9 protein-coding genes and 2 pseudogenes are annotated in these 11669 nt (G+C 54.8%); 5 read left to right on the top strand and 6 right to left on the bottom strand.

What is annotated here, in order from left to right; translation table 11 throughout:
- Positions 1-236 precede the first annotated feature (236 nt).
- A pseudogene (locus ELS82_RS22335) lies at positions 237-724 on the top strand (GNAT family N-acetyltransferase).
- A gap of 31 nt (positions 725-755) precedes the next feature.
- A complete protein-coding gene (locus tag ELS82_RS22330) occupies positions 756-1472 on the top strand; it encodes a DNA alkylation repair protein (protein ID WP_134837412.1) in 717 nt (238 codons plus the stop codon).
- Between the two features lie 52 nt (positions 1473-1524).
- On the opposite strand, the gene ELS82_RS22325 is transcribed toward ELS82_RS22330, so the two are convergent.
- A complete protein-coding gene (locus ELS82_RS22325) occupies positions 1525-1875 on the bottom strand; it encodes a hypothetical protein (protein WP_208733250.1) in 351 nt (116 codons plus the stop codon).
- A gap of 530 nt (positions 1876-2405) precedes the next feature.
- Between ELS82_RS22325 and radC the strand changes: the two genes are divergently transcribed.
- The 3 genes from radC to ELS82_RS22310 all read left to right on the top strand — a co-directional run bounded on the left by radC (position 2406) and on the right by ELS82_RS22310 (position 4481).
- Positions 2406-2891 carry a RadC family protein gene (gene radC, locus ELS82_RS22320; protein ID WP_134837411.1) on the top strand — a complete coding sequence of 162 codons (486 nt, stop codon included), beginning with the start codon at positions 2406-2408 and terminating at the stop codon, positions 2889-2891.
- A 154-nt stretch (positions 2892-3045) separates the two neighbouring features.
- A complete protein-coding gene (locus ELS82_RS22315; RefSeq protein ID WP_134837410.1) occupies positions 3046-3828 on the top strand; it encodes a carbon-nitrogen hydrolase family protein in 783 nt (260 codons plus the stop codon).
- Between the two features lie 236 nt (positions 3829-4064).
- A complete protein-coding gene (locus ELS82_RS22310; protein ID WP_167489464.1) occupies positions 4065-4481 on the top strand; it encodes a GNAT family N-acetyltransferase in 417 nt (138 codons plus the stop codon).
- Between the two features lie 371 nt (positions 4482-4852).
- On the opposite strand, the gene ELS82_RS27385 is transcribed toward ELS82_RS22310, so the two are convergent.
- The 5 genes and pseudogenes from ELS82_RS27385 to ELS82_RS22290 form a co-directional block, all read right to left on the bottom strand.
- Entirely contained in the window at positions 4853-4978 is a 126-nt protein-coding gene (locus ELS82_RS27385) for a hypothetical protein (RefSeq protein WP_279630715.1), read from the bottom strand.
- Between the two features lie 74 nt (positions 4979-5052).
- Positions 5053-6603, bottom strand: a complete 1551-nt coding sequence (locus ELS82_RS22305) for a methyl-accepting chemotaxis protein (protein ID WP_134837408.1) — start codon at positions 6601-6603, stop codon at positions 5053-5055.
- Between the two features lie 225 nt (positions 6604-6828).
- Complete coding sequence (gene mrdA, locus ELS82_RS22300; protein ID WP_279630714.1) at positions 6829-8739, bottom strand: penicillin-binding protein 2; 1911 nt, start codon at positions 8737-8739, stop codon at positions 6829-6831.
- Positions 8740-9338: 599 nt separating this feature from the next.
- Positions 9339-10583 carry a radical SAM protein gene (locus ELS82_RS22295; RefSeq protein WP_134837407.1) on the bottom strand — a complete coding sequence of 415 codons (1245 nt, stop codon included), beginning with the start codon at positions 10581-10583 and terminating at the stop codon, positions 9339-9341.
- A gap of 706 nt (positions 10584-11289) precedes the next feature.
- A pseudogene (locus ELS82_RS22290) lies at positions 11290-11445 on the bottom strand (IS110 family transposase); the annotation flags it as partial.
- Positions 11446-11669: the final 224 nt, after the last annotated feature.

Genomic DNA, 11669 nt, shown 5'->3' with positions numbered 1-11669 from the left:
AGAGCCTCTATTGATAAGTGATTGATTGTATTGTGGCCAGTTTTTCGTTTTGTACTTGGGCTTAGGCATGTTGTGAGCGAGGCAGTGGACTTCCCAGATCAGATCCCAGAGTTAACGTTTAGTTCCATTGAATTAGGAAACAAAGCCCCTGGTCGGTATACTTTCCCCCGTCGGACTGACTGGCGCCAGGAGGGGGCCATAAAGCCAAAAATGGAACACTAACAGGAGTTTTGTGAATGAATGTCGTCGTACGTCAAGCGACACCAGAGGACGCGGAAGGTATTACCCATGTCCTCAATCCCATCATTGAGGAAGGGCTATACACGGTGTTGGATACCCCCTTTTACCCCCGAAGAAGAAAAAGCCTTCATTGCGCAGTTTCCGGCGCGTGGCGTGTTGTGAGCGCAGTGCTGCGATTTTGGGTTTCCAGAATATTGAGCCTGTCGCGCAATACACCAAAGCGTTTGATCACGTTGGCGTGATCGGCATGTTTGTTGGTGAGGGTGCCCGGGGGCAGGGGATCTCAAAACGTCTGTTTGCATCGACTTTTGAGGTCGCAAAACAGAAGGGCTATGAAAAGCTGTTTGCTTACGTCCGCCGTGATAATGAGCGCGCGTTAGCGGCGTACATTCGACAAGGCTTTGAGGTCGTCGGCGTCGAGAAAAAGCACGCGAAAGTTTATGGCGAATACGTCGATGAAATCCTGATCGAAAAATGGTTGTAGAGTGGGGTGAATAATGAGGAGGACTGAAGCCATGCACAGTTGGACTATGGCGGTCAAAGCCGCACTGGCCCCCTTGGCCAACCAGGAAAGAGCTGAGCAGATGCAAGCGTACATGCGTGATCAGTTTGTTTTCTATGGCATTCCATCTCCGCAACGAAGGGCGGCGCTGAAGGCGTTGTTCGCCCAGCCGCAACTGCCCGATCTCGGTGCGTTACCCACGGTTGTCCGTGAGCTGTGGCAACAGCCTCAACGTGAGTATCAACTGGTGGCGGTCGATTTGCTCATCAAGTGCAAGAAGCCACTGTCACATATCTTCCTGGCGGAGGTGGAAGCGCTGATCACCACCAAATCCTGGTGGGACACCGTAGACTTGCTCGCCTCACACATTGTGGCCGCCTTGTCCATCAACCACCCTGACCAGACCCAAGACGCCCTCCAGCGTTGGCGTCGCTCGGACAACCTCTGGCTACGGCGCACCACCTTGCTGTATCAACTCAAGTTTAAACACCTCACGGACGAGCGTCTGCTGTTTGAGATCATTCGGGAGAATCAGGCTGATGAGGCGTTCTTTATCCAGAAAGCGATTGGCTGGGCGTTGCGCGAGTATTCGAAAACGAACGCTCACGCGGTCGAGTCGTTCATTGAACAGCAACGTATTCAGGGGCTCGCTCAACGTGAAGGGCTTAAGTGGTTGCGCAACAACGCGCGTTCGGCGGTCACCGAGCCTACTCGCAGAGACACCCGTTAACGGGTTAGGCGACTGACGCGCCAGCGGAAGGAGATCAGCGCGTCATGACTCCTCAGTAGCAGCCGTACTGGTTACACGTGGAAGAGAAGGCGTTGCCGTCTGAGTCAATGCCTGTGGTGAACGAGGTATCACCGATTCGGTTGGTTGTGTTGTTCCAGGAATTGCCGTCAGCTGACGTCCCATTGGTAAAGGTCGAGTTACCAATGGTTGTACTTGACTGGTTCCAGCGGGAGCCCGTTTGGCTGTTATACCCTTGAACCGACGTGGTATTGCCATACTGCTGTACGCTGTAAGTGTTACCGCAATTGTCGTAACACGTCTTGTAGGTGTCGGTACCGTAACAGTTAGCGAATGCCGTTGTGGACAAACCCAGTGAAAGGAGAAGTAAAACGCGTGTCATCATGTGTCTCGTAAAATAGGGGAGCGCACTGCAGTGTCAAATCGCATCATATGCAACTAAAACTGGCCTACGCGCACGTCGTCAACCTTCAGTCGGGCGCCACTGTCACTGGCCTTCACCTTCTCCCTCTTGTTCCGTTACGCCTTGATTGGTTACGCGGTGATCTCGTTCTAACGATTATCGTCAGTTAAATCAATCGCGCACCCAAGGGGCGGTGGGAGACGGGGTCCTGTACGCACGGCGGTGAATGACGTTTACTGGGTGATGAGGTCGGGCAGGTCGGTTGCTGTCGGGTGATCTGGGCGGAGAACGGTATAGGCCGCGAGGGGGCTGCTCAGGCGCGACGGGGGAGTGAGTCTGCGGCCGTCAAGGCGGGCGTGTGCCGACGGGTGCCATCGCGTCTTCCTTTGAACCGTCGACGATCAGAACCTGGCCTGCAAGGGTAGATGAACGCGGCGCGCCCTTGCAGACCCGAACCATGACCGTCGTCCGGACAGTCAGGCGATAACCCCATCAGCACAAGGACACCAGCCATGACTGCAACCACTGACAACTCACTTTACGCGCTCTTTACCGCTCAGGAGCAGGCCACCCTCGCTCAGGCGGCCGACATCCTCAAATCGAAACTGATCACCCTGGAGCAGCCCGCGTTAACCTGCCCGGCGTTGGTCAAAGACTTCTGTCAGCACCTGCTGGCCGCCAGAGAGCACGAAGTGTTCGGCGTTGTGTTCCTCGACAGCCAACATCGAGTACGCGCAACGCAGGAAATGTTCACCGGCACGATTGACGCCGCTACGGTTCACCCGCGCGAAGTCGCCAAAGCCGCCTTACTCACCAACGCCGCCGCGGTGATTTTTTTCCATAACCACCCTTCCGGCGAGGCCGAACCCAGCCTGCACGATCGCCGAATGACCCAACGTCTGAGCGATGCCCTGGCGTTAATCGGCGTCCGAGTGTTGGATCACTTTGTCGTCTCCTATCAGGGCGTGGTCTCCTTCGCCGAACGCGGCTGGATGTAAGCCCGGCGGCTTATGCCCAGACCCTGACGAGGTCTGGGCGTCAATGGGGCTGGCATGAGGCGTCGTGTCATGGTCTTCTCGATGTTGAGGCGTGCAATTTGTCGACGGCAGGGTATTCTCTATTGTCTAGGACCGACGATGTAAGGAGTACCCGATGAAGTTTGCGTTACTGCAGTTCCCTGTCAGCCGTGATCCCAACGATAACTACGCCCAAATTAAACAGGCGATCCGTGACGCACAACAGCAGGGGGCCCAAGTCCTGGTGACCCAGGAGTGCGCGTTGTCCGGTTATCCCCCGGTAGAAATTCGTTCGGTGGCCGAGATTGATTTCGAGCAGCAGGCGGCGGCGTTCGAGGAAATCGTCCAGTTGGTGAAGGACAAGCAGATGCATGTGTTTCTGGGGCTGATCCGTCCGTGTGGGGACAAGGTCGCCAATTCCGTCGCCATCATATCTCCCTCTGGTGAGGTGCAGTACTATGACAAGCGGGCACTGTGGGGTTGGGACGCAGACAACTTCGTCTCGGAGAGTGATTTCAACGGCATTGTTGAGATCCACGGGGTCAGAATCGGCGTTCGGGTGTGTTATGAAATCCGCTTCCCGGAGTATTTCCGAGAGCTCTACCGAGAGCAGGTCGACGTGGCGATTGTCAGCCTCTGTGATGTACAACCCGTCCCCGATGCGCATCGATTGTCGCTTATCAAGTCTCATCTGTTAACGCGCGCGATTGAGAATGTGTTGACGGTCATTTCAGTCAACGCGTCCACGTTCGCCCAAACCGCGCCGACGGGAGTCATCGACCCACTGGGTAACACGCTCGTGGAAGCGGCGCGTGATCAGGCATCGCTCACCTATTTCAACTATCAAAGGGGGGAGTATGGATTTGGTGCGAAGGGGATCATTGCCTACTCAGATAAGCTGCTGGGGAGAGCGCTCTAGGTGCCTTTCTGGGGAGGAGGCGGGGGTGGCCAGGTGCGCGACTGACGCCAGAGGCGATACAGCGCCACCGCGATAAATGAGCCCGCACTTTGCTGATGGAATAGCCGATAATGAGCGAGTCCGTGATGGTAATGAGTTTATACATCTTGGCCGTTTGGTTTGATTCGGTTTCAGTGTTGACGTTGGGTGATCGCATTGTGCGCCACTTAACACGGCAGACTAGACAAGGAATAACGATGGAAATTGCGCTAGATTTGAGTCCAACAACTCGCGACATTGAGGAAATCCGTTCACATCTTAGAGCGTTTAGTGATGAGCATCTTGATGGCGTAACTAAGCAGCCTGTTGCGCTCTATGTTTACAACAATGAGCAAGAAAAAGTAGCCGGTGTTACCGCAGAAATTTTTGGGCGTTGGCTTCATGTTCAGTTGTTGTGGGTTACTGAGTCGTTGCGCGGAAGCAACATGGGAACCCATCTACTAAAGCAACTTGAAGCACATGCCGTCTCACAAGGTTGCCAATATTCGCACGTTGAGACATTTAGCTTCCAAGCCCGCCCGTTTTACGAAAAGATTGGCTATTCCTGCCAAATGACGTTAGAGAATTATCCCGTATCGACCGCTGTGTATTACTTGGTTAAGGACTTACGGTGAGAGTATGGCGTACACAGAATGATTGATAGGGTCGTCGTTGGGTGACCACACACGCTATTAAGCACTATGTTCCTAGCCGTTGCGCCCGCATATTTAAAAGAATGACCGCATTGGTCACTTTCACCAGTGCTTGCTCAAACTCCAGCGGTTGGGAGTGATTTAAGGTGCAAGTCCTGGTCATTGATGATCGTTGCGACTTCTTGATTTCGGCTATCGTGACTTCTGACTTCTCCCCGCCCTCCATTCGGTGAGGTTATGCGAACGCGGTTCAACGGGTGTCTGTGTCGCCGTGCTCTGTCTTGAAACCGAAAATACGCGCTGTCCACCCATTTACCTGTCTTGTTCGAAACGGCACTGGACCTGGTCAGACGCTAGAGGCGGATCAGCACGTTGTAGCAGAGGAGATACACCGCCACGGCGAGAAAGGAGATCGCCACCTTGATGATGGAATAGCCGACAATCAGCGAGTCGGTGATGGTGGGCAGGGAGGAGGCCATGGATGGCGGCGACCCCCTCCCGTACACACCCCGCACGGTTATGGGTTCAGGAGCCACTGGCTCCGGGATATCGGTTACTGCTCGCCCACCCGAAACGATAAGGTCAGCGAGGCCAGTGAATGCGACTGGTGTTTGATGACACCGGCCTGATCTTCGACCCCTTTGGCTTGCGCTAAGTTGTTCTCAGACGCCTGGCGAATATTGGCAATGTTGCGGGTGATTTCCTGAGACACCATGTTCTGCTGTTCGGCCGCGGTGGAGATCTGCATGGTGAGATCGGAGATGTCCGAAATCGTATCGTACACTTTGGTCACCAGAGCTTCGGTCTGTTGCGTTTCCCTGACGCAGCTTTCCGCCGCCTCCTTGCCGGATTCCATGGTTTTGGACCAGCCCAGCAGGGTCTCCTGAATTTCAGAGATGGAGGTGTGGATCTGCTCGGTTGCCGACTGGGTGCGCGTCGATAATGCCCGGACCTCTTCGGCCACCACCGCGAAGCCCCGGCCATGCTCGCCCGCCCGGGCGGCTTCGATCGCGGCGTTGAGCGCGAGCAAATTGGTCTGCTCGGAAATCCCCTGGATTTCCTGCATAATGCCGCCGATTTTTTCCGCCTCTTTGGACAACTCAATGGCGGACGACGCTGACGATTCGACTTCGCTGGCTAAGGCCGTGACCTCATCCATAGTGTGGCGCATGGCGGCTTTGGCTGCGCTGCAGTCGCTGTGGGCCTGTTCGACCTTACGGCTCGAACTGACGGTGCTTTGCGCGACCTCATCAATGGTTTGGGTCATCTGCTCGGAGGCGGTCGAGATCTGCAGCAGCTCACCCACTTCCTGCTCGGTGCTCGCTTTTAACTGACTGACCGTGGTGTCCAGGGAGGTGGAGCCGTTGGCCAGGATCTGACTCGAGTCGATGATGCGCCCGATAATGGTGCGGACTTTGCCTTCCAGCAGCTTGAGGTGAAAATCGCCTACACTGTTGGGGGTATGGCCGGAAAAGACGTAGCGGGAGACACTGTCGTACGTGCGCTGTTGCTCACGGGTGTAGCTGGCCATGGTGAAGATCTCTTGCCGGAACCACAGCAGGGGCAACCCGACTAGCAGGATCGCACACCACCAGAGGTGGGTCGACAGGTAGACGAGGCCCGCGCCGAAGGCGACAAACAGCCACGGCTTGTAGCGCTCAAACAGGATCTGGCCCCTCGGCTGAATAGGCTTGCCAAGGTTGACGCGCTGGTACAATCTCGCGGCGGTCGTTTTGTATCGTTTGTCGAGGGTTTTTCTTACCGACTGATACCCGGTGATCTTGCCGTCGGTATAAATCGGGGTGACAAAGGCATCCACCCAGTAATACCGACCGTCCTTGCAGCGATTTTTGACCGCGCCCCGCCAGGGCAGCCCGAGCTTGAGGTGCTGCCACAGATCGTGAAAGGCCGCTTTGGGCATGTCCGGGTGTCGGACCATATTGTGATTCTTACCGATCAGCTCTTCTCGAGCATAGCCCGAGACTTTGCAGAACACATCATTGGCGTATGTGATCACGCCACGGAGATCCGTGGTCGAGACCAGCTCCTCCGAGGCGTCAAAGTTGACTTCTTCGTCAACGAGGGTTTGGTTACGTCTTCCCATCTTGTTCACCTGTCCCTGAGCAAAAAGACAATGCCGACTGACTTTTTAACTGTAGGCTCTGGTACTGATTATTTTGTTAATAAATGTAAAAATTAACCTTTTATTGATCTAGATCAATTGACAAAACTGTCATTCAAACACTTAGCCGATCATTGTGTTTGGAGCGAGCGCTCGTCGTCCTGAGTAAGTGGGGTTTAGTGACGCTGTCACCTATTCGGCTCAGCCTCATGAGGAGGGCGGGACGTCCGCTTGCTCGGCCTGAAGCTGGAAGGCGTAATCGAAGACGTTACGGAGGTAGGGCGCGGCGACCCGGCCGCCGCTGTTGCCGTGTTCAATGACCACGGTCGCGACATAGTCGGGCTGCTCAAAGGGGGCAAAGGCCGTGTACAGGGCTTGATCATGCAGTCGGGTGTCGAGCGCACTGACGTCGTAGTCCTGGCCGTCGCTCAGCGAAAAGACCTGCGCCGTGCCGGACTTGCCACCGCTCAGGTAGGGGGCGTCGTGGAACGCCCGTCGACCGCTGCCGCGCTCGCCATGATTAACGCGTTGCATGGCGTTGAGCGACAGCGCCCAGATGTCGGTGGACACCTCCTCAATCGAAGGCTGAGGCGAGGGGTGCTGGCGCTGTTGAGTGTGCCAGTCGGCGCCCGGGGCCAGGATCGCTCTGAGCAGGCGCGGTGGTTTCACCTGACCACGGTTGACCAGCACCGAGGTGGCTTTGGCCAGCTGCAGCGGGGTGGTGGTCCAGTAGCCCTGACCAATGCCGATCGGCACGGTGTCCCCCTGATACCAGGGGATGCGATAACGGCTCTCTTTCCAGGCTCGGGTCGGCATGTTGGCCTGGCTCTCCTCATGGAGATCAATGCCCGTGGGCTGGCCAAACCCGAATCGGTGCATCCAGGGGCCGATCCGGTCGATGCCCAGATCAAACGCGGTTTGGTAAAAAAACGAATTGACCGACTCTTCAATCGCGGTGCTCACGTCCACCGGGCCATGCCCCCACCGTTTCCAGTCGCGCCAGGCCCTTGAGTCGGGTTCGGAGCCCGGAATGCGCCACACGCCCTGATCGTCGCGGCGGGTGGTGGCGGAAATGACCCGCTCTTGCAAGCCAGCAACGGCGATAAAGGGTTTCACGGTCGAGGCCGGCGGATAGACGCCTAAGGTCGCGCGGTTGAGTAACGGCCGCGCCGGATCGCTCAGTAATGCCTGGTAACTCGAATGGGTGATCCCCTCGACAAACAGGTTCGGATCGTAGCTCGGACTGGAGGCCATTGCGAGGACACTGTTGTCGCTCGGATCCAGCACGATGGCACTGCCGGGGCGCTGACCCAGTTGGTCAAACACGTGTTGTTGCAGCTTGATATCGATATTGAGTATGAGGTCGTTGCCGGGGACGGGCGCCACACGGTGTAGGGTGCGTACGACGCGGCCATGGCTGTTTACTTCCACTTCCTGGTAGCCCTGTTGTCCGTGGAGCAGATCTTCGTAGTAGCGCTCAACGCCCAGCTTGCCAATGGCGGGGGTGGCCTGATAGTTGGCGGCCTTGCCTTGTGCGATGAGTCGGCGCTGATCCTGCTCGTTGATACGCGCCACATACCCCACAACATGGGCCAGCGTTTCACCGTAGGGGTAAACGCGGCGCAGGCTGGTGTCGAGGTAGACGCCGGAAAAGCGATGCTGGCGAACCGAGAAGCGGGCGATGGCGGTGTCGCTCAGATCTTCGATGAGGGTCACGGGAACAAAGGGGCGCGTGCGGCGCAGACGCCCCTTAAATCGGGCGAGCTGCTCATCATTGAGTGACAGGACGGGGCGAAGCGCCTTGAGCAGGGCATCCATATCCTCGATGCGCTCGGGGATCACCCGCACATCAAAGATCAGTCGATTTCCTGCCAGCAGCACCCTGTTGCGATCGTAGATGCGCCCGCGAGTCGGGGCGAGAGGAAGCAGTTTGATGCGGTTGTTGTCCGCCTGGGTCTGGTAACGGTCCACGTTGTGGACTTGGATCCAGTAAAAGTTGCCGAGCAGGAGCAGCGTCAGCACGACGACGGCGAGCATCGCCACGAGGGCTCGGCGCCGAAACAGCGCCACTTCGTACTCATGATCACGCAGGTCGACACGGACCGAATTGCCTCGCACGCTAGACCTCCCGTCGCGCGGAAACGAAACGGGGTGTGACGGCGGCAATGAAGAGCAACGATAGGGGCATGGCGCGTAAGGGGCCGATGATGAAAGCAAACACTCATGATAAACAAGCGGTCAGCGTTTCTCTATTTATTAACGATTATTTACGGTTGGTGTTTGACGGGGCTGATTACTGGGGAGGGGACCCTCAAGAAAGGGGGATAATACCCCCTGTGGCCGACCGGAAACTCGGTGGCGTCACCTTGGATTTCAGGGAACACCGTTTAGCGGACGTAGCGGTAGTGCGTACTCGGGGCGGCGCGAGGTTTCTCCTTGTGCACGACACACCTCGGGGGTGGGTTTGTTGGGGTTAGCAGACGAGCGACAACTTTATTCATAGGCGTTCCTACTTTGATGACCGACTCAGCGGGGTGTCCGTTTACTGTGTGGTCCCCCCCCTAAGGAAGGGGGGAGACCACTGCTTTGACTTAGATGACTCCCGGATGACTTGCTATTTCAAGCAACGGGAGTGGTGGTGCGGTATGATTCTTTTGTGCAAATGCGCCACGCCCTTCGGCGCGGTTTTTTGCGGAGTTAACAGACGTGCGACAACTTTATTCATAAGCGTTCCTTACAGTTAATGAATGATCCAACGGTTGCGCCGTTGGGGATGGTGCGCCCTTGAGCGCGAGATCAATCAGTTCAGTGGGGTAGCCATTAGCAACCAACCAGTCCACCACATACTGATACAGCGTCTTGTTGACCTGGCAGTACACCGAGCGTGAGTTGTATCCGTCGGCGGTTGCCCGGTAGGCGGGGGCGGTTTGATAGCATAACCCCGCGTACTCACATGTTTGGCAGTCATCGGCGACCGCTTCTGCCTGAGCCCGGACGGCCCGTAAGCGGTCGGAGAAGATCATCGCCCCCAGGTTGACGTCGGCGAGATTGAACTCCCGATTCACCAAGCCAAACTGAGCCAGAACCACTTCGGGGTACACCAGATCATAATAATTGATGTCACCGTTGGTATGGATGGTGAGCACTTCACTTACTGAGACGCGATCATCCGGGTAGAACGTCTGTGCGTTGTGATGGTGGTGATTGACGTTGTAACGTTGAAAGTTCTCCAGCAGCGAGGCGATTTCACGGATCTGTCCTTGCCCGTCGCTGACATGAAAATCAAAGGCATCGATTAACGCCTGGCTGTAACCCTGAACCTCCGCTTCTGAGAGCGGAGGTTCACAGGTTCTGTCCGGGATGAGAAGACTGAGGGTGTTGAGGCCGAGGGTTTTGGAAAAATGGTTGCAGATATGCTGATAGTCAAAGTCAGGCTGGAGCACGGAGATGATACCGACCTCTTCTTGGGTCAGGCACTGTCGCGCCGTGGCGATCCCCTTCAGAACCCGATGATACGTTCCGTGACCAGCAACGGTGATCCGATGCTTGTCATGCCATTCCTGACTACCATCGAGGCTGATGCTCACTCGGATATTATGATTATTGAGTAGTTGGCACCAAGCCTCATTGAGCAACACCCCGTTAGTCTGTAAGTAAATGGGCACCGATCCCAGTGCCTTGCGGATGATCGACAGATGGGCAGTGAACTCCGATTTTTTCATCATCAGCGGCTCACCGCCATGCAAGATCAGGCTCAGTTCCTGCACCTCATACTCTTGCAGCAGTTCACACAGCTTTTGCACTAGGCGCGTGGTGGTCTCAATCTTGGCATAATCTGGTCGGTGTTCATGCCCTTGATAGCTGTCACCGCGAAAGTAATAGCAATAGGTGCAGGCGAGATTGCAGGTATCGACGATCTTATACACCACCTCCAAATTATGGATACACCCTTTCTTGCCCATTTGCCGCTCCGCGATGCCATGCTCTTTTAAGAAGTAGTGCACTTTTCGCCAGGAAGTGAATTATTAATTTTTATTAATTTCACTGGCCAATATTGAGCGAAAAAATGCAACCTAATGGCTGCATTGGTGCTTAATTGAATGACTTGTCGTCGATGCCGATATCTCGCCAGATAGCATCAGTTAACCCATATGGCTCAACAATCACTTTCTTATTGGGAAGTAGACGAATCAGTGATTTGGTTTCGAGTTTGCGCTCTGATGCCTGCACGGAGCTACGTGTAGTTTTGCCGCCAACCTTTTTAACAAAAGCCTGCAAAGATTCGCTATAAAGGCCTTTATTGGCGCTCAAAAGAAGCAACACAGCCTTATCTGTTTGGGTTAGATTTTGAATAATGGTGTCGCGATCTTCTTCAATTCGGATGGCTTCCCTGATGAAGTCAACACACTGTGTGAGAGACCGCTGGCTCGTAACCAACTCTCTCATTAAATTGATAACCCAATGAGGCGAATTATCATTTTCACGCCAAAAATCCAATAACTCCAAGCGATTGATATGGATGTTGTACGCATCTTTTAGTCGATTAGTACCGTGATCAATAAAGCCATCATCGATCACCGGAAACTCATTCACTTGCGCAGACTGAGAGAAAGGTACTTTGTCGTCTTCAAATGCCGCTTTCATACCGACTCTGTTTGAGCCTGTAAACATACCGATGATGCAGGGTGGTAGATTGGCGAATGTGTCTAACAGTTTGTTTCTTTTGACAGTTTTGCGTAGGACGCACTTGCCATATGCATCAACGCCGTGAATACTGAACACATTCTTGGCGAGGTCAACGCCAATAGTTTGAATGTTGGACATGATAACCTCCAGTTCTTCAGCGTGTACTGAGTCAGTATGGCACGCGGAGTTTCAGGGAGAGGGAGTCCATATTATTCGTTAGCATTCGACAGGAGATAACATGTACATTTTGGTAGTAAGTTCGAGCTTGGATCCAAATAGTCGAAGTCGTCAAATCGCTAAGCTATGTATTGACGAACTACAATCGTTGGATAGACAAGTTAAATTTGTTGATTTGGCGGAAC

Origin of the sequence: Vibrio ouci (assembly GCF_004551525.1) — a bacterium.
GTDB classification, from domain to species: Bacteria; Pseudomonadota; Gammaproteobacteria; order Enterobacterales; family Vibrionaceae; genus Vibrio; species Vibrio ouci.
This window is presented reverse-complemented; position numbering and strand designations above follow the sequence as displayed.